We start from the raw sequence: 19,264 nt of genomic DNA, 5'->3' as shown, positions 1-19,264 counted from the left end.
TGGGTAACGAACCGAGGAGCATGCCTATCGGCATCCGGATCGTCGAACAGGAGTTTACGGGCGGCGATGAAAGCGATGCTGAAAACTTCAAGGATCTGCGCACCATATCGGAGGTTCTCGCCAAAACTTATTCCAAAGGTGTCATCGAATCGCATTTTGACCTTGATACGAATGGGTATTACGCGATCTACCTGATCAAGGGTGGAACAGATGCCGTTCCGGAACAAGACATACTGAGAATCCCGCTCAATGTCGGCGCCGACTCCGGCGTAGAGCGCTTGACGACACGAATCGTAAGCCTGTTCGGTATCGCATCGGGCCTAGCGCTGATTGGCTTTGCGGCGTCTCGATATCGGCGAAGGCGCAAGACTCTGTAGATGGCCGTCCGAGGCCTTTCTTGAACGATGGATCGAAAGACGCGTTACTGATTTTGCAACACGGGTAACGACAATACCTATTAAGGTTAATGACGCGATCAACATCAGGTCTTCTCCCACGCATTTGGACGATTATGCAAAGGCAAAGGTTTGCATAAGGTCGAACGCCGCGCATTGATCAATCTCATCGTAATCTGCCGGCACTCGGCCAATTCCTGCGGACCGGCAAATACCGGTGGCGGCGAGGCCACATTCAGGTCTGATCGGCCGTTCTTGCTCGTTGACCGCTTTGGGCGAAACTTGCGAGCCGCCGTTCGGTCAGGTGCGGGGATCTCCCGATGTTGCCCGAGCAGACCGTCGCGCCTTAGGCGAAGACCTGGCGGCTGTTTCAGGCGCCGCGCTACTCTCAGGCCGGCTTTCCTGTTTGAAATAGCGGTTGGTTTCTGCCTTGATGACTTTCGACAGCAATAGGAGGCCGATCAGGTTGGGAATGGCCATCATGCCGTTCATCAGGTCGGAGAAGTTCCAGACGAATTCCAGGCTGGTGGTGGCGCCAACGATTACGGCGGCAACGAAGAAGATGCGGTAGATGCGGATGGAGCGCGGCCCGAACAGGTATTCCACCGCTTTTTCGCCGTAGTAATTCCAGCCTATCAGGGTGGAGTAGGCGAAAAGCGCCGTGGCGAGCGCGACGATGAAGGTCCCGGTACTGCCCAACGTTTCCGCCATGCTGGCGCTGGTCAGTTCTCCGGCACTGACGTCTTGCATCCATGGGTTCGCGGTGAGGATCACCAGGGCGGTCATGGTGCACACCACCAGGGTGTCGATGAAGGTTTGCGTCATGCTCACCAGCGCCTGCTTGACCGGACCGTCGGTGCGCGCGGCCGCTGCCGCGATGGGCGCCGAACCGAGTCCGGATTCGTTGGAGAACACGCCGCGTGCGATGCCGTAACGCATGGCGGTGGCGAGGGTGGCACCCGCGAAGCCACCACCGGCCGCGATCGGATTGAAGGCGTGGTAAAAGATCAGGTACAGCGCATGCGGAATTTCGGCGGCATTGAGGACCAGCACCACCAGCGCGGCGCCGATGTAGCCGACGATCATGAACGGAACCAGCAGCGAGGTGAACCGGCCGATGGAGCGGACGCCGCCCAGGATCACCAGTGCCGTCAGTACCATCAGCACCAGGCCCGTTGTGAGTGGAGTAATGTGAAAGGTGCTTTCGAGTATCCTGGCGGTGGAATTGGCCTGCGTCATGTTGCCGATACCGAAGGTGGCCAGCGCGGTAAAGACCGCGAACAGTCTGCCCAGCCAAGGCAAGCCGGCACCCTTGGCCAGATAGTACATCGGCCCGCCGCGCATGCCGTACTCTCCCTTTTCGCGGTACTTGACCGCCAGCACCGCCTCGGAATACTTGGTGGCCATGCCCACCAGACCCGTCAGCCACATCCAGAACACCGCGCCGGGACCGCCGAGGGTGATGGCCGTGGCAACACCGACGATGTTGCCTATGCCTACCGTGGCCGCAAGCGCCGTCATCAGCGCGGCGAAATGGCTGATATCGCCGGCGTGGCCGTGATCCTTCGCGAAGATAAGGCTGAAGGCTCGGGGCAGGGCGCGGAACTGCACGCCGCGCAGCAAGATCGTCAGGTACAGCCCGGTTCCGACCAATAGGGCGAGCATGGGCGGTCCCCATACCCAGCCCGATAATGTGGCAATCAGCGTTTCGATTTCGCGCATGGATTTTCCTTGAAGGGTTTCGGACAGTATACGGAGGAATGCCGTTTCACGACTTATTCCATCCGACATTCAAGTGAACATTAGAGCGGCTGTCGGATTGGTTTACGGCTTGTGGGAGCGTTTTCCGAATCGGTGTAAGGGATTCGGATATGTAGGTCGGCAATCCTTTGCCGACGAACCCGTTGACCCAACTGCACCGTCGGGAAGGGATTCCCGACCTACGCGCGAGTGCCCGTACAGTAGGTATGAAAATGCTCTAAGGCCATTTGCAATCAATCATCACGTACGAATGGAAACTGCTCTAATCGCAGGGTGAGTTAGCCCCTCGGCTTCGCTCGGGACAGGCCCTTCGACAGGCTCAGGACAGGCTCCGCGTAACGCACCGATTGAAGGTCGCTCGGTGGGTTACGGCCTCGCGGCCTAAACCCACCCTAAAAAATCCTTATTGAAAGCGATGCGGGTACGGCGGCGGTTTTCGTCCTGACCATCGCCGGCAGGGGCGATCAGGGTCCGGTCCAGGCCAGCGGCAGGCGGACGACGAACTCGCTGCCCAGGCCGGGGCCTTCGCTCCTCGCTTCGACCGAACCGCCGTGCAACTCGACCAGGTGGCGCACTAGGGACAGCCCGAGGCCGAGCCCGCCTTGCGACCGGTCGATGGAACGGTCCGCCTGGGTGAACAGATCGAAGACATGAGGCAGCATTTCGGCCGAGATGCCGATGCCTTCGTCGCGGATGCTCACCACGGCGTCCGGCCCTTGCCGTTCCGCCAGGAGCCAAACGTGTCCGCCCGCTGCCATGTACTTGGCGGCATTGTTAAGGAGATTCGACAACACCTGAGTGAGCCGCACCGGATCGGCGTCGAGGCACACGGGTTCCGGCGGGAGCGAAACCTCAAGCGTGTGGTTGCCGGCCTCGATGAGGGCCTGGCTAGTTTCGACGGCATGGCCGACGATGGTCGCCAGATCGACCCGCTCTTTTTTCAGGGCGATCTTGCCTTGAGTGATGCGCGATACCTCCAAGAGATCGTCCACCAGCCTGACCAGGTGATTCACCTGCCGTTCCATCATCGTGAGCAGCGTCTGGGTGCGTTCCGTCGCGGGGTTTGTGCCGTCGGACTTCCGCAGCACGTGCAGACCGGTGCGGAGCGGCGCCAGCGGGTTTCTGAGCTCGTGAGCCAGCATCGCCAGAAACTCGTCCTTGCGGCGGTCGGCCTTGCGCAGGGTCTCCTCGATCAGTTTGCGCCGAGTGATGTCGTTGAAAAGAACCGCCACTTTTCTTTCGGATGGCGCGCCAATCCGAAACGCGTACACGTCGTAATGGCGATGAAGTTGCGCGGCGGAACTTTCGAAGCGCATCGGTTGGCCCGTCAGCGCGATCTTTCCGAAGATCTCGAACCAGTGTTCCTCGAGCAACGGAGCGATTTCCCGTATTCGCCGGCCGACCGCGTCCCGAATTCCGCTCTGCCGCTCGAAAGCCGGATTGACGATGAGGAACCGGTAATCCACGGGTCTCTCGCTTTCGTCGAACAACACTTCGATGGTGCAGAAGCCCTCGTCCATGCACTCGAACAGAGTGCGGTATTTCTCTTCGCTCTCGCGCAACGCCTCCTCGGCCCGCTTGCGATCGATGAGGTCGGCGGCTTGCCGGGCGAGAATATCCAACAGGCGCAAATCCCGCTCGGACGGCTGGTGCGGGCGGCGCCAGTGCGTGGAAATCATGCCCACCAGCTTGCCGCTCCGCGAGAACAGGGGCGTCGTCTGGCAGGCATGAATTCCGGTTTGCAGATATGTCGCGAGATCCTCGGTGCCCTGCATGAAATCGCAGTTCTCCAGGTCCGGCGCGATGACGCGCCGGCCCGTGCGCAAGGCCGCGCCGCATGTCGAATCCGAGGAGTCAGCGCTTACCCATTCCCAGAACTTTGCCGCTTGCGGATTGAACCCGCGGAACGCCAGCAGCCGAAGCTCGCCGCCGCGGCCGCGCTCGGGGTAGAGCATCTGCATGCTCGCGTATTCCGAGTGCATGATGTGCGCCGCCGCGTCGATGATTTTTTCGTAGAGGGCCTGGATGTCGTCCTCGTGAAGAAGCGCTGCGCTGATGCTCTGCAGGAGCCGAGTGTCCTGCAATTCCGCCTCGAGCTGGGCCCGGTTCTCGCGCAATGCTTCCTCGGCTTGTTTGCGCTCGGTGATATTGCTGGCGGCACCGAACCATTCGACGATATCGCCATCCGCACTCATCAGCGGAACCGCACGCGAAAACGTCCATCCCAAGCTGCCGTCCGCTCGTCGGACGCGATGCTCGAGCTCAAAAATGCTCTTGGTCCGGATGGCTTCTCCGATGGCGGCGACGACCTGCGGCTGGTCGTCCGAGGGAATGTATTTCTGAAGCCAATTTCGGCTCGGCTCTTCCGTGTCGGCTAGGAAATCCCGGCCGTAAAGCTGATACATCTCGGTCCAATCCGAGCTCATGCGATAGATCGTCTGGGAACTGGCCATCACCAGAGCGCGGAAACGCTCTTCGCTCTGGCAAAATGCTTCCTGAGCCCGCTTGAATTTCGTCGTCTCGCGCAGCGAAAAGACGAGGCCCGCAGTCGCTCCGTCGTTACCCTTGACGGGCGTCAGGCTCCAGTCCCAATAGGTGGTGCCGCGTTCGGGCTGATCGGGGAAAACGAAGGGCCTGTCCTTGTAAAACACCGCATCGCCGGAATCCCGGACTTTTCGGAAGATCGCCTCGTTTTCCGCGTTGGGATACAAGGCGAAATGGTTGTTGCCCACCATGTCCTCCGGTCTCATCCGGCAGGTTTCGGCATAGGCCGGATTGACCCAGACGAAGTTGAACTGCCGATCGAGAAAGACCAGCATCACATCGGTGGTCCGCAGGACACTATCCAGCAGGCTTTGCTCCCGCCGCAACGACTCCTCGACCTGCTTGCGTTCAGTGATGTCCTGGATGGTGCTGAGGAGAAGCGTCTGGCCGCCGATGCCGACCCAATCAACGTTGAGCGACAGAACGAGCCTGGCCCCGGACCTGGACTTGTGCGTGATTTCCACGTCGCGTACTGCCGCGCGCTGCCGGAGTTCGGAGGCTATCCGGCCCCGTAACCATACGTCCGGGATGCCCAGGTGCCCGCTGTTCTTGCCCAGCACCTCTTCCCGGTTGCACTCGAAGATCTTCAGAAACGCGTCGTTGACGGCTACGAGGGTCCGTTCGGGCATCTTCGTCAGCGCCATGCCGAAGGGGGCCTTGTCGAAGATGGCGGAATAACACTCCTCGCGCTCGCGGGCCGCGTCGGCTTCACGCCGGATGTGTGCCGCATCCGGGCGGGCCTCGGCCCCGGTTTCCCTCCCCCCTGCGTCGACGGGCGACGTCTCGGCTCGAGGCTCTTGTTCCGCCCGGACTGGCCCGGCTACATCTTCGACGTGGTGAATGATATAGAGGACGTCGCCATTTTCATCGAGCACCGGCGTGTTCGAGGATTTCGAGAAACGGCCCTCGAACCCGCCGCCCTGTTCGGGCCTGCGGATATCGTGCTGCCGCATGGCCTGGGCGTCGGGGAGGCGGTGCCGCAGCACGCGTTCAAACGAGGCCCGGCTGTTCGCCTCCGGCCCGAACGGGCTGTCGGGATTGTCGGGGAAGACTTCGAAGACCGGCCGCCCCACGATCTCCTCGCGCCGCTTCTTGGTTGCCCGCAGATAGGCGTCGCTAGCCGCCAGGATGGTGAAATACGGGCTGTCGGGTGCCAGCACCAAAATACAGGCCGGGACGGACTGGAAAAGGACCTGGAAGTCGGGGCGCGATGCCGGTATATCGCGCTCAGCCGTGCTCATGCTTTTCCCTCCTGCCGTTTCAGCGGACAGGGTTGCGGCTGGCAACGCCGGGTGGACAGCTGCGCGACCGGCCGCACCGCGAGCATGTCCGCCCCGGCCGGACGCGGTCGCCGTGCGCCGAAACCTCGATGCATCACGTACGGCGTTCCGCCAGCGAGCGGGAAAGCCGGTGCAATGTCCGGCTGCATTGGGGCCAGGCCGGGGATAACGCGGCCCGGGACCCGGGGCGGTAGGGAAGCATTAAAGTTGAACATCACGGGAGCTACTTGGCACTAAGTTGCGGCGCACCCGCCGGATGGCTTTTCAAAAGTGCCCGAGGGCGAACAGGAAGAAGTGGAGGATCTGGAGCGGGGCCATCCAGTTCGGCTTTATTTCAGAGGCGTAATGGGTGCGCGCGCATAGACCCGTTTCGGATGTCTTGCGGACGGCGACCGAACTATAGCCTATAGCCCACATCTTGAAACATCTTGGATTTTGAGGCGTTCCCTCGGCTCATTGGACGCGCCCATCGAAGTCGTAATCACCTTCATCAACCCTATAGAGGACCTCGAAAAACCGCCTTCCCGGCGGTTTTTCTCTTCGCCAAGCCCAAACGCGGTTTGGGCTTGGCTTACGTTTTCAACTGCTTACGCGGCTGAAAACGACGGGGCATCCCTGACCCGTACGAGCACCTCGAAGTTTTTCGAGGTGCCCTATAGCGATATTCATCTGAACGGGCGCTCATTTTCGCATTAGGCAGGACGCAAAAAAAGAGCCGATGGCTTTACGGTAATTGAACGGACGAGCGTGGGGCGGGGAGTTCGCGTCACGGTTACATCCGCCACACGCGGCAGATTTCGAGGCCTGCCGTCGCAGTTCAGGTTTTTTGTGGCGTTACTCTTGAGTCGGTAAGCCGCGTTCAGTTTCCAAAAACCGTTTGATATGCGGAAGAACGAGATCGCTGCGGACGAAGCTTTCGGTATGCTTGAGACCGGGCAACGGGACGAAGGCGGCGTGAGCGATGTGTTTGGCGCATTCCCGGACGGCCGGATATCTCGCATCTTCCTCCCCGACGAGGAGCAGGCACGGCATGGCCATGGTCGGGAGGACGTCTTCCAGTGCCGGCCGCTCTTGCGCAGCGGCCGCGAGCGCCCGCAGGTCGTTGGCCAGCACAAGTGGCCTCAGCTCCGGTGGAATGCGCTGTTCCAGGACGGACTCGAGAGCGGTGAGGAAAGCTCCGGGGTCCGCGCCGTCGATGTGCCGGAAGGCGTCCCAGCTTTGGTCGGCATAGGGATGCGCTCCGACGACGAGCAGGGCGTCGACGCGTTCGGGCGCGTATTTCGCCATGCCGAAGCCAATCCAGCCGCCCATCGAAAAGCCGAGGAAGTTCGCTTTCGGGATCTTTAAGGCATCGAGCACGGCGACGACGTCCGCCACCCGGTTCGGCAGCGCATAGGCAGCCGGGTCGTGCGGCTTGTCGCTGGCGCCGTGGCCGCGGGCGTCGAGCAGAATGCACCGGTTATCGCGGCACAGTGCCCGGACATACCCGAACTGGCGCCACGCCTCGGAACTGCTGGTGAATCCGTGGTGCAGCACCAGCGGCGGTCCTTCGCCTTCCGCCTGGTAATGGATGCGAACGCCTTGGCTGTCAACGTAAGGCATGGGCGTCGTCCCGAATCGAGCAATAAACGTCCGCTATGGCGGACGCGACCGACGGCCAGGCGTAGCGGGTCCGGGCTCTTTCGGCCGCGGCGGCGCGCATGCGGCGGCGTTCGTTCTCGGGTGCCAAGAGGGCGTCGAGAATGCGGGCGGCGAATGCGGGAGGGTCCGCGGGATCGGCCAGATAACCGTTCACGCCGGGTGTAACGATATCGGTGGGTCCGCCGTGTGGCGTGGCGATCACCGGGGTTCCGGAAGCGAAGGCCTCGACCAGCACCAGCCCGAAAGGCTCATAAGGGGAAGGGCAGAGGAACAGGTCGGCCGCCGCGTAATACTGAAATAGTTCCTGATCGGTCAGGCGGTGAAACCAATGGATCGCGTCCGCGATCCGAAGCTCGTTCGCCCGCCCGAGCAGGGCGTCGCGATAGGCCGATTCGTCGGGCGAGGGCTTTTCCGGGCCGATCGGAATCAGGAAAGTCACGGTTTTGCCGGCGTCCCGCAGGGTTTTGACGACCTGGGGAATGGCCTCGATCAGCTCGAGAAAGCCTTTGCGGGGATCGAGCCGGCCGACCGTGAACAGCAGGTAATCGGAGCTGAAGCCGAGCTGGCGTTGAAGCTTCGTTTTTTCCAGGCACAGGTGGAATGCTTCCGTGTCCACGCCTCCCGGAACGATGCGGACCTTCTCGGCGCTTGCTCCGTAGCGCCCGGTCAACGCGTCCCGCTCGGTCCGGCTGAGCGCGATGACGGCATCGGCCGCGTCCAGGATCTTTTTTTCCGCGCGGATTCGAACATCGTAGCGGAACTTCGAGCCGTCCGGGGTGGGATCGGGTACGCGGTCCCGTTTCAGGAGCCCCAAGGAGTGGCTGGTAAACAGCAAGGGCTTGCCGAGAGCGAGACTCGCCATGAGCGCGCTTGCGCCGCCGTCCCAATAGTGGCCGTGGATGGCATCGGCATGCCTCAGCCAGGTGGTCTGCCTGAATAGCGTATGCTCGACGAATTCCGCGAGATGGGGGCCCATGTCCTCCTTGCGGAGAAAGCCATCCGGCCCCATCGGATAGCGGAAGATCGTGGCGCCGTCGCAAATGTCCTGGCGCACCGCTTTCCCGCCCCAGCGGCGGGTGTAGACCCGAACCTCGTGTCCCTGGCGGGCGAGCTGTTCCGCCACGCGAGCCTCGTAAATGCATTGTCCGCCCGCATCCGGTTCGCCGGTTACGGCCAGGGGGTCGCTATGGGGGCAGAAGAAGGCAATCCGCATCGCTGCTACCGCTGGGTGTCTCGTTTGGCCTTCGAGCCGCTCGCAGCGAGCGGCCATAATCCGTAGTGGCGAAGTCCTTGGATGATGCCGTCGCCGTAGAACGCGTCGGCGATAAACAATCGGGCGCTATCGTTACGCTTTTGCTGCTCGGAAGCCTGAGCCCGGACGTCTGCCGGAGTATTGCCGACCAGAACGCCGCACACGCCCGAGAGCAGCGCGTCGAGATCGTTCCCGGAATCGCCCGCGAAGAAGATGCGGTCGCCGGCCAAGCCATAGCGCTCGGCGACGTACCACAAGGCGTGGGATTTCCCGGCATTGGCGGGAATGATGTCGAGCAAAGCCCGTCCGGAGGATTCCTCGATGCTGGAAATCATCTGCAAATCGTTTCTCACCGCCCGGACCCGATACATGATTTCCGCCAGCAGCTCCCGGCTGACTGGCTCCGGGTAATAGAAGCTGAACTTGTGCGGTCCTTGCTTTTGCGGCTCCTGAGGCGCCAGGCGCGAGATCCTGTAAAGCGACCGGCGCAAGGCTTCGCGGTCTAGCGGCGGTCCGAGCCGGCTTTGCCATTCGCGATCCTGCGCGCCCGTCTGATCGTAAACCTCGGTGCCGACGTTGCAGATCCACCAGGTCGGCTGCGGCAGCCGGAACACGGCCTGCCCTTGCTTGGCCAGAGCCAGATAGCGTCCGCTGACGACGCAGACAGGGCAGTCGGCTTCGATCAGAGTCCGAAGAAGCGCCTGGGTCCGCTCCAGGCAGCCGGAGTCCGGAAGTTTGCCGGTATTGGGCAGCAGCGTGCCGTCCAGGTCGGACGCGAATAAGAACGGAACGCCCGCGCTCATGGAATCAGACTCCGTACGCGCTGGCTGACCTCTTGTTCCAGTTGCACGAGCCGCGCGGTGTTGGACGCTTCCATGCTGATTTCCAATTGCGGGGCGTCCGCGCTCGGCAATACGTAAACCCAATCGCCGTCCAGATCGAGCCGCACGCCTTCGGGGGCGGCATTCATGCGAGCTTCCGGTCGTTGACTCAGTTCGCGCATCACGCGCCCGATGTGATCCCAGGGACAGTGTAGAATCAGGCGCCGGCAATGGCTGATCGGGATCTGGCGCTCGAAATCGTGCAGGGTCAGGTGTTCCCTGCCGAGGAATTCGAGCAGCCGAAGAGACGCCGCAACCGCGCCATAGCCGAGATAGAAGTGGACGAAATGCAGCCAAACGCCTTCGGATTGCATGGCTTTCTTGACGGCATTCAGTTGGGCCGCCGGCTCCTTGTGCGTAATGATCAGTCGCCGCACTCTGGCGTCCGCCAGCTCGGCCAGAAATTTCGGATGATCGGGCGGCAGGAAGACCGGCTCCTCGGGCGGAGCGCCGATGATGAAGGCTGCGGTCAGGAGCTCCTGCGTCCGTTCCGCCCGGTGTATCGTTCCCAATTCGTCGACCAAGGTCAGTTGTTCGCCGCTTCGCTCGATGATCAGGGCGATCTTCCGGTTGAGCCTGGCGATCTCCGCGATCGGTTCGTAGGGTATGGCGGAGACATCCGAACTTTCTCTACATTCGCTCTCGAGATGGTGCAAGCCGTTGCTGCCGAGCAGGTCGCCGAGTATCCGCGCCAGATTGCCTTCCCGGCAGTAATGGAGTACGCGATCGACCCAGGGTTGGGTGGCGGATCGGCTCAGGTGCTGGCGAAGGTGTTCGGCATATCGTTCGTCGACGCGGCCGGGATAAGTCAGGTTACCGACGTTCTCGATGGACACCTTGGGAAACTCGGCCCGGTAGAACATCGCTTCGATCTTGCGGCGCGCGCTGCGCAGCAAAGGCAAACCGTCGGTGTCGAAAAGCTCGATGACGGCCACGCTGGGGTGCTCGTCCGAAATGCGGATATGGACGCCGCCGCTCAAATGGCGGCCGAAGCAGGTGATGAAGCGCGTCTCCGGCAGGCTGGCCTCTTCCAGGTCGTCGATATTGACGCCCACCGCCAGAAGACCGGAGATGAACGCCCGCTTGATCAGCCGGGAGAACGGGTGCGCATCGCGGGCGACCGCCACGCGGGCGCCGCGCTGAATCCAGCTGCCGAAGGCCTTGCCCAGCGCCGCCGCATATTCCGGCGTGATGTGTAGATTGGCCAGGCCGCTGACGCCGCGCGATCCGAAAATCGAAGGACGCAGCAGCGATTCCCAGACCAGGTTTTCGCGTATCGTCGTGTTGCTGTTGATTTCCTTGTCGGGCCAGATCGAAACGCCGGGTATGACCACGACCTGGCGTCCGAGATGGCAGCGGGAGCCGATGATCGCGTCGTCGCCGATCTCGCAGCGGGCCTCGATGACGGTGCTGCCGCCGACGATGCAGTTGCGCAGGTCGCTCGACTCGCCGACGAACGAGTTTTTCATGACGATGCTGCGGTTGACGGTCGCCCTCGCGTCGATTTCGACGTCCGGCGCGATGACGGAATACGCGCCGATCTTGACGCCGGATCGGATCCGTACGTTGTCGCCTATCCAGCAGGGCGAGCCGAGCTCCGCGTCCTTGGCGATCCGCGCGCCGTCGCCAAGCCATATCCGTTCTCCGATGAGATTTCCGCCGAGCGGCAGACGGACCTTTCCGTCGAGCAGGTCCCAGTGCGACTGCTTGAGCTGATCCAGGGTGCCGATATCGCTCCAGTAACCTTCCGCGACATAGGCGAACAACGGAATCTCCTGTTCCAGGAGTTTCGGAAAAAGGTCGCTGGCGAAATCGTATGGAATGTCCTCGGGTATCGCCTCCAGGATTTCCGGTTCTATGAGGTAAATGCCGGTGTTGACGGTGTCGCTGCACAATTCGCTGAGGCCTGGTTTTTCCAGGAAACGGACCACGCGGTCGTCCTCGCCGGTTACGACGACGCCGAACTCGCCGGGGTCCGACACCCGTTTCAGGCACAGGCTGACTTTTGCGCCCTTGGCCTTGTGAAAGGCCCAAAAGGCTTCGAGATCGAAATCCGTCAGCGCATCGCCGGCGATGACGAGAAACGTCTCGTCGAGGAAATCCGCGCCGAGCTTGACCGAGCCGGCCGTTCCCAGCGGCTTGTGTTCCAAGGTGTAGTGCAGGTTCACGCCGAAATCGCCGCCGTCTCCGAAATGGTCGCGGATGGCGCGGGGCCGGTAATGCAGTGTTGCCAGCAAATCGGTGAAACCGTACGAGCAGAGATGCCGCGCGATGTGCTCCATGATCGGCTTGCCCAGCACGGTGACCATCGGTTTCGGTATGTTCTCGGTAATGGGTCTTAGCCGTACTCCCTGACCCCCGGCAAGAATGACTGCTTTCATGAATGATCTCCCGCACCGAGTTGGATCGATTTCTGATGATGGCTCATAATTTGATTTCAAAATGTTTGTTGGGATTTGTCAACCTCGTTGATTGCGGATGACAAGATAACCATATGTTAATGATATGGTGGGTGCGGACGAGGCTCCAGAATTGACAGGAAGTGCAAGCTGAATAATTATTTGACATCAAAATAAAAGAGACCGGATCAGTGGAAACGCTTATGACTGAAAAAACGCGGGGCGACGATTTGATCGTGCAATTGCGCGCGTTTCTGGACGCCAGCCCCACCGTGGGCCATCGGGTGCTCCATCAAATTCGAAAACTGGAGCGCGGTTTTTTGCAGCGTTCCGATCTCTGCGACGCTTTCGCCGACGTTTGCACCGCGGAAGATGCGCCCGAGGGGCTAAAGCAAACGCCCTTGGCAAAAACCATACGCTTTACTCAGGAGGCCGCCCTTAACGACGCCTGGGTCTATCTTGCCATCCGGCTTCGCATCGCCACCTGGCGCTATGTGCGCATCGCGCTCGAAGGGCTGACGGTCGAGGAGGTGACGGTGCAGGACTTTCTGCGTTTCAAGGAAGGCTTGGCGACGAGGCAGCACGATATAGACGAATGGCTGCTGGAAATCGATTTCGGGCCGTTCTCCCGCGAGTTTCCAAAGCTCCAGGAGGCGAGATCGATAGGCCGCGGCGTGGAGTTCTTGAACAAACATCTGTCCCGGCAACTGTTCGACGAATTGGGCGAGGGCGGCGAGCGAATCTTGAATTTTCTGAGCATTCACTCGTTCCGTGGCCAGACCCTGATGCTCAACGAGCAGATCAGGAGCGTTCGCGACTTGCGCAGGGCCTTGCGCCAGGCCGACGACATGCTCGCCGGCCACGAGCCTTCGGCGACCTGGGAGGAAGTGGCGGCGGCCTTGCGCGCCCTAGGGTTCGAGACCGGCTGGGGGCGCGAGGTCTCTCGCATCCGCGACACCATGAGCCTGCTTCAGGATCTCCTCGAGGCGCCCGATCCGCGTGGATTGGAAACCTTTCTCGCGCGTTTGCCCATGGTCTTCTCGCTGGCGATCATTTCGCCGCACGGCTATTTCGGTCAGGCCAATGTGCTCGGCCGTCCCGACACCGGCGGGCAGGTGGTCTACATCCTCGATCAGGTGCGCGCCCTGGAGACCGAAATGCGTTCCCGCCTGTTCGAGCAGGGGCTCGACATCGAGCCGCAAATCGTGGTGGTGACGCGGTTGATACCGCAGGCGGAGGGGACCAGCTGCGACCAGCGGCTCGAGCCCATTTCCGGAACGTGCAACGCCCGGATACTCAGGGTACCTTTCCGCAACGTGTCCGGCGAGATCGTGACGCACTGGATTTCCCGGTTCGAGGTCTGGCCTTATCTGGAGCGCTATACCCTGGACGCGGAGCGCGAGCTGCTCGCCGAACTGGGCGGGCGTCCCGACTTGATCGTCGGCAACTACTCGGACGGCAATCTGGTTGCGACCCTTCTGTCGCAACGCCTGGGCGTGACCCAGTGCAACATCGCCCATGCCTTGGAAAAGACCAAGTATTGCCATTCCGATCTGTTCTGGCAGGATAACGAATCCCAGTACCATTTTTCCTGCCAGTTCACCGCCGACCTGATCGCGATGAACGCGGCCGACTTCATCATCGCCAGCAGCTATCAGGAAATAGCGGGTACCCGCGACAGCGTGGGGCAGTACGAGAGTCACGCGGCGTTTACCATGCCCAAGTTGTTTCGGGTCGTGAACGGGATAGACGTCTATGATCCGAAGTTCAACATCGTTTCGCCGGGCGCCGATGCGGCGGCTTATTTCCCCCACACCGCCGCCGACCGACGCCTGCCCCATCTGCATGCAGAAATAGAGGAGCTGATCTACGGCGAGGCGGAGAAGGCCGACGCACGCGGGATCCTGCATGAGCGGGACAAGCCGCTGCTGTTCACCATGGCGCGGCTGGACCACATCAAGAACATCGCCGGACTGGTGGAATGGTTCGGCGCTTCCGAGAAGCTGCGCGGGGAGGCCAATCTGCTGGTGATTTCCGGTTACGTGGATCCGGAACGTTCTTCCGACACCGAGGAAATCGGACAGATCCGGCGCATGCACGCCTTGTTCGACCGATACGGGCTGGACCGGCAGGTGCGCTGGCTGGGGCTCAGACTGCCCAAGAATTTGGCCGGCGAGCTTTATCGCTACGTGGCGGACAGCCGCGGGGCTTTCGTCCAGCCGGCCTTGTTCGAGGCCTTCGGACTTACGGTGATCGAGGCGATGGCTTCGGGCCTCCCCTGTTTCGCCACCTGCTTCGGCGGGCCTTCGGAGATCATCGAGGACGGACTATCCGGCTTTCACGTCGATCCGAATCATGGCGATGCGGCGGCGGAACGCATCGCGCGTTTCTTTGCCAGAGCGCGCAACGAGCCGGAATACTGGGCGCGAATCTCGGAGGGAGCGCTCGCGCGGGTTGCCCAACGCTATACCTGGCAGCACTATGCCGAGCGGATGATGACCTTGTCCAGAGTCTACGGGTTCTGGCGCCACGTGACCGATTTGGAGCGCCGGGAGACTCAGCGTTATCTTCAGGCTTTATACAGCCTGCAATTCCGCCGTCTGGCCCAAGCCATGGCCTGATTTCGAGCACGTTTTAGCCTATGGGAATTAAAGAACAATTTGTAGGTCGGCAATCCCTTGCCGACAAGTCCGTTGTGTCGGCAAGGGATTGCCGACCTACCTCGGGCGCTACGCCAAACTGGAAAATGTTCTAGCGTATGGAAATTAACGAACAAGTATTGATAGAGCTCCGGCGCATCGTCCGTGCGCTCGATCTGCAATCCAAGCAGTTGCAAAAGGTGGGACTGACCGGCTCTCAGTTGATGGTTTTGCGCGCCTTGACGAAACAAGGGCCTTTGACGGCCAATCAACTCAGCCAGGCGGTCAATCTGAGTCAAGGGACGATCACCACGGTGCTCGACCACCTCGAACTCAAGGCCCTGATCCGGCGCGAGCGCAGCGCGGAAGACAAGCGGCGCCTGACCATCACCCTCACCGACTCCGGCCGGGAGGCACTCCGGCATGCGCCCTCGCTGCTGCATGTCGACTTCGTGGCCGCTTTCCGGCAATTGAACGACTGGGAGCAGACTCTCATCCTTTCCAGCCTGCAACGGGTCGCCGGCATGATGGATATGTCGCGCGTCAAGCCCAAGCCGGTTCACGATGCCGAATGCATCGAAGCGGGTTTGCGGTTCCTCACCGACGATGCCGAGGATGCGGGATGCTGACGAGCCGGCTGGTGGGGCGGCCTCTGGCCGCGGGTTAATCCGGGGCAGGGATGCCCCGGCGCGGCGACAAGCCGCGTGAGCCCAGGCCGGGCGTGTACCGGCCTGGGCGGCGGCCCGAAATACCAGGAGGGTATTTACGGGCCTGATTAATAAATTCCGCTCCCGAACATTATTGATCGGCCCCTGTTCAAGATCGTACGAGGTACTGCAACCCAAAACGCTTTGCAACATGTAGCGTCCGGCATCACGCCGTCACGTCAAACGCATTAATTCGAACCAATAAACGCTATCAAAATGGGGGGTACTTAATGGGTCCTTCAAAAAGAACCCTATATCGATCCGTAATCGATTTGTCGCTGGGGATGCTTGTTTTTTGGCTGGCCCAATCTGCGCTGGCTCAGGAGACGGCTCAGCCGGCGCCGGGCGAGGCCGAGGCGGCGAAACCGGCTCTTTCGGCAGAAGAAGCCTTGAATCCGGTCGATCGCATCAAGGCCGGCCGACAAGAGGTGGCGTCCGCCATGGAGTCGGTCCGAAAAGCCATGGATGCGGGATCCGCATCCGGATCGGACAGGGCGGCCGTACTGAACCAGCAGCTGGAAACCCTGAAACAGCTCGATTCCGTCTTCGAGCGGCAGCTCGCGGCGCAGCAGGAAATCGAGACGCTGGCGGTCGAGGAGCGGAAATACCTGGAAGCTGCGAAAACGCTCGAGACCAGCGATGATCCGGTGCCGGTGAGCGAACTGGATAACGCGTCGTCCGAGTTGAGCGCACAAACGGCGCGCCTGTCCGCGTTGAGAGCCGCCGTCGATCAGGCTAACGCTCAGGTCGAGCAGGCGCGGGCGGCTGTGGCCGGGAAGCAAAAGGAACTGGCCGCCGACGAGGGCGAGAAGGCCGCTTCGTCAGACGGGGAGCCCGATTCCCTGCGTTTGCAATCGGCCCGGTGGGAACTTAAGCAGGCCGAGGAAACGCTGCGGCTCGGTGAATTGAACCTGGAAAGGGAAAAACGAAAGCTGACCGTTGCCGAAGCATCCGTGAAGCTGCTCGAACGGCGCCTGAGCCTATTGGCCGGCCGCGTACAATTCACCGACAAGGAGCTCGAGGAGCGGCTGCAGCAAATCGAGAAGGAAGAACTCGAACTGAAGCGCGAATTGAGAAGAATGGATGGCCAGCAGATCGCCAACGAAAGTCGTCTGCACGATGCGAGGCAGCGTATGGCGAACGCGCCCCTGGACAAACTCGGGGAGCTGTCGGAAGAGGTCGAAGCGCGGCGTTTGGCCAAGGAATCCTTGGAAACGAAGATTTCCGGTTTAAACAAGCGTGTGGAGCTGATCGGAACGTGGAATACGGCCTGGCGGCGGCGTCACGCCGTCATCAACGGTTTCGGCAAGCCCGTGGAATGGGTGAAATGGAAGGAGGAAGCGGTCGACGCCTTGGCCGCGCTCGATCAGACCGAACGCGCCGTGATTCTTTTGCTCCAGGACTGGAAAAAGCAACTGATCTCGATCGAAAACAAGCTTTCCAATTCGGAGCGCGACGGCGGAAGTTCCGCGCGCTGGCTGGAACAGCAGCACCAATCGGCGGAATCGCTGATCGACCACTTGCGCGATCAGGATGCTTATCTCGAAAAGACCCGCGGCCTGCTCCAAAAAGTCGTCGAGTCGGTCAACGACCGTACCGAGCACCGAAGCTGGCGCGAGCTGGCGGAGTTGGTCCTGGATACGGAATTGAACGGCAACCGCGTGCGCGACTGGGGTTTGGCGCTGGTAGCAGTGTCCGGGCTGTTCAGCCTGCTGGTGTTCGTTCGGAATTTTCTCATCTCAGCTTTGCAGCGTTATCTCGAGCGTCGGCAAAACGTTCTGATCGGCGAGTTCTTTGCCGGCGTCCGGCAAACCCGCACGGTCTTTTTGCTCATGGTCTCGGTGTTTGCGTCGACGCTGCTGCTGCGCCTGGATCCGACGCTCAGCGGCATCATACGCAAACTGACCATCGTCACGCTGCTCTTCCAGGTTTCCACCTGGGTGAGCTACTTCCTCAGAGTTTGGGTCTTCGACTATTTGGGCAAAAAAACCAAGCGTGACCAAACCAGCCTGGGAGCGCTGTCGATTTTCAATTCGCTCAGTCAACTGGCGGTCTGGTCGCTGGCGCTGCTGCTCGCGCTGCAAAATTTCGGCGTGGATATCACGGCGCTGGCGGCCGGTCTCGGAATCGGCGGCGTCGCGGTCGCGCTGGCGCTGCAACGGATACTGGGCGATCTGTTGTCCTCGCTGTCCATCGCTTTCGACAAGCCCTTCGTGGCCGGCGATTTCATCATTTTCGATCAGCTCATGGGAACGGTTGAGCACATCGGTATCAAGACCACCCGCATCCGCAGTCTCGACGGCGAGCAGATCATCTGCGCGAACAGCGATCTGCTGAATACCCGGATTCGCAATTTCAAACGCATGCGGGAGCGGCGCGTGGCGTTTCAAATCGGGCTCGTTTACCACACGCCATACGAAAAGCTGGTCAAGGTCCCAAGCCTATTGCGGAATGCCGTCGAGGCCCAGGCCAACGTCCGTTTCGACCGCGCCCATTTCAAGGCTTACGGCGAATTCTCCCTGCTGTTCGAAGTCGTTTACTACGTTCTGAGCGCCGATTACAACGATTACATGAACGTGCAGCAGGGCATCAATCTGATGATTTTCGAATCGTTTCAGAACGAAGGATTGCAGTTCGCGTTTCCCACCCGTGCCTTGTACCTGCAAGGCGTACCCCAAACCGGCGAAGCGGCGCTGTCGGCCCTCAAGTCCGGCGAAGGGAAAACGACCGCACAGCTGCGCGCGGGTTAATCCGGGGCAGGGATGCCCCGGCGCGGCGACAAGCCGCGTGAGCCCAGGCCGGGCGTGTACCGGGCCTGGGCGGCGGCCCGAAATACCAGGAGGGTATTTACGGGCCTGATTAATAACGGCTGGGCGATTCGGCGCTGCCGGCCAGCAGTACCCGATGCCGAAGCCGCCGGATCGCCGTCCAAAGCCGAGGCTGCCAGCTTTTCGCGGCTATGGACTCGTTCGTATCTCTTAAGCCTGTGCTCGGTAGCAGGTATCTTCGTCGGCAAAGGATTGCCGACCTACGACCGTAGTACCCTGTAGGTCGGGAATCCTTTCCAATCGCAAACGTCGCTTTAGTCGCGACCTTCCAATCGCAAACGGTGTCTTCGGGAAGGGCGTGGCCGGCGCTCCCGGCCAGGCCGTTTGCGATTGGAAGGGTCATCCCAGCGCTCCTGGGATGACCGTTTGCGATTGGAGCGCCGAAGCCCCCCTTCCCGACGGTGCGGTCGGGCCAAGGGGTTCGTCGGCAAAGGATTGCCGACCTACGAATGCTTGAATCAATTTACGGTAGCCGAAGGCGCCAGCGACTTCCGCCACGCCTGTTTTGTCGTACGAGCGAAATGAAAACGCTCTATCGAGCGGGATGATAGAGCAGGCTCGGATCGTGCAGGGCGTTTCCGATAATCAGGCTGGTGTGCCAGGTCGGGCGGTATCGCCGCGTATCGGCCAGATACCGGAGCGATACGCGGGTATCCTCGTCTTCTCTGGAAAACACCGCGACTCTCCCGGTCCTGGCCTGCTCTTCGGTCAGCGTCCATGCATCGCCCAGGCAAGCCCCGACGGCCTTCTTGCCTTCTTCGAAACTCTGCCGGGCAGCGGCTTCGTCGGTTTTGTTCCACAGGCAGTAATAATGTTCGTTGCCGCTCCATTTCCACACCTCGCAGGCCGTATCGGGAAAAATGCTTTCCGCATCCCAGCGGTCGCCGAGGCGGTGTATGCTCTTCGCGCCCTTGATGTTTTCGAAGCGATTGTCGGC

The 19,264-nt window shown here is 61.0% G+C and carries 10 protein-coding genes and 1 pseudogene; 4 read left to right on the top strand and 7 right to left on the bottom strand.

The window, feature by feature from the left end:
* A pseudogene (locus ABJK70_RS07965) lies at positions 1–377 on the top strand (hypothetical protein); the annotation flags it as partial.
* 318 nt (positions 378–695) lie between these two features.
* Here ABJK70_RS07965 and ABJK70_RS07960 read toward each other — a convergent pair.
* The 6 genes from ABJK70_RS07960 to ABJK70_RS07935 form a co-directional block, all read right to left on the bottom strand.
* Positions 696–2,117 carry a sodium:alanine symporter family protein gene (locus tag ABJK70_RS07960; RefSeq protein ID WP_077730704.1) on the bottom strand — a complete coding sequence of 474 codons (1,422 nt, stop codon included), beginning with the start codon at positions 2,115–2,117 and terminating at the stop codon, positions 696–698.
* 503 nt (positions 2,118–2,620) lie between these two features.
* Complete coding sequence (locus tag ABJK70_RS07955) at positions 2,621–5,941, bottom strand: PAS domain S-box protein (RefSeq protein WP_347257722.1); 3,321 nt, start codon at positions 5,939–5,941, stop codon at positions 2,621–2,623.
* Between the two features lie 873 nt (positions 5,942–6,814).
* Positions 6,815–7,582: an alpha/beta hydrolase gene (locus ABJK70_RS07950; protein ID WP_077730701.1), complete on the bottom strand. Its 768-nt coding sequence runs from the start codon at positions 7,580–7,582 to the stop codon at positions 6,815–6,817.
* Positions 7,569–8,834 (bottom strand): glycosyltransferase, encoded by a 1,266-nt coding sequence (locus ABJK70_RS07945; protein WP_347257721.1) that lies wholly within the window; start codon positions 8,832–8,834, stop codon positions 7,569–7,571. The genes ABJK70_RS07950 and ABJK70_RS07945 overlap by 14 nt, the downstream gene beginning before the upstream one ends.
* A 5-nt stretch (positions 8,835–8,839) precedes the next feature.
* Complete coding sequence (locus tag ABJK70_RS07940; RefSeq protein ID WP_133717150.1) at positions 8,840–9,676, bottom strand: HAD-IIB family hydrolase; 837 nt, start codon at positions 9,674–9,676, stop codon at positions 8,840–8,842.
* Positions 9,673–12,135 (bottom strand): sugar phosphate nucleotidyltransferase, encoded by a 2,463-nt coding sequence (locus ABJK70_RS07935; protein ID WP_133717151.1) that lies wholly within the window; start codon positions 12,133–12,135, stop codon positions 9,673–9,675. Before ABJK70_RS07935 ends, ABJK70_RS07940 begins: the two co-directional genes overlap by 4 nt.
* A 221-nt stretch (positions 12,136–12,356) precedes the next feature.
* On the opposite strand from ABJK70_RS07935, the gene ABJK70_RS07930 reads away from it, so the two are divergent.
* From ABJK70_RS07930 to ABJK70_RS07920, 3 genes are all read left to right on the top strand, one after another.
* The gene (locus ABJK70_RS07930; protein ID WP_347257720.1) at positions 12,357–14,774 is read left to right on the top strand and encodes a sucrose synthase; all 2,418 of its coding nucleotides are present in this window, start codon (positions 12,357–12,359) and stop codon (positions 14,772–14,774) included.
* A 137-nt stretch (positions 14,775–14,911) separates the two neighbouring features.
* Positions 14,912–15,421, top strand: coding sequence for a MarR family transcriptional regulator (locus ABJK70_RS07925; RefSeq protein WP_086134150.1), 510 nt, complete (start codon positions 14,912–14,914; stop codon positions 15,419–15,421).
* Between the two features lie 362 nt (positions 15,422–15,783).
* Complete coding sequence (locus tag ABJK70_RS07920; protein WP_347257719.1) at positions 15,784–18,249, top strand: mechanosensitive ion channel domain-containing protein; 2,466 nt, start codon at positions 15,784–15,786, stop codon at positions 18,247–18,249.
* Between the two features lie 610 nt (positions 18,250–18,859).
* On the opposite strand, the gene ABJK70_RS07915 is transcribed toward ABJK70_RS07920, so the two are convergent.
* Positions 18,860–19,264, bottom strand: a 405-nt coding sequence (locus tag ABJK70_RS07915; protein WP_347257718.1) for a hypothetical protein, incomplete at its 5' end; no start/stop codon positions are given.

The sequence above is a fragment of the Methylocaldum sp. genome (assembly GCF_039794385.1).
Taxonomy (GTDB): Bacteria; Pseudomonadota; Gammaproteobacteria; order Methylococcales; family Methylococcaceae; genus Methylocaldum.
The sequence above is the reverse complement of the archived record's forward strand: the minus strand, read 5'-3'. Positions and strand labels throughout refer to the sequence as shown.

Excerpts from the sequence above, each read along its gene's own strand:
- ABJK70_RS07960 (WP_077730704.1), bottom strand. The coding sequence starts at position 2,117 with ATGCGCGAAATCGAAACGCTGATTGCCACATTATCGGGCTGGGTATGG.
- ABJK70_RS07955 (WP_347257722.1), bottom strand. The coding sequence starts at position 5,941 with ATGAGCACGGCTGAGCGCGATATACCGGCATCGCGCCCCGACTTCCAG.
- ABJK70_RS07950 (WP_077730701.1), bottom strand. The coding sequence starts at position 7,582 with ATGCCTTACGTTGACAGCCAAGGCGTTCGCATCCATTACCAGGCGGAA.
- ABJK70_RS07945 (WP_347257721.1), bottom strand. The coding sequence starts at position 8,834 with ATGCGGATTGCCTTCTTCTGCCCCCATAGCGACCCCCTGGCCGTAACC.
- ABJK70_RS07940 (WP_133717150.1), bottom strand. The coding sequence starts at position 9,676 with ATGAGCGCGGGCGTTCCGTTCTTATTCGCGTCCGACCTGGACGGCACG.
- ABJK70_RS07935 (WP_133717151.1), bottom strand. The coding sequence starts at position 12,135 with ATGAAAGCAGTCATTCTTGCCGGGGGTCAGGGAGTACGGCTAAGACCC.
- ABJK70_RS07930 (WP_347257720.1), top strand. The coding sequence starts at position 12,357 with ATGACTGAAAAAACGCGGGGCGACGATTTGATCGTGCAATTGCGCGCG.
- ABJK70_RS07925 (WP_086134150.1), top strand. The coding sequence starts at position 14,912 with ATGGAAATTAACGAACAAGTATTGATAGAGCTCCGGCGCATCGTCCGT.
- ABJK70_RS07920 (WP_347257719.1), top strand. The coding sequence starts at position 15,784 with ATGCTTGTTTTTTGGCTGGCCCAATCTGCGCTGGCTCAGGAGACGGCT.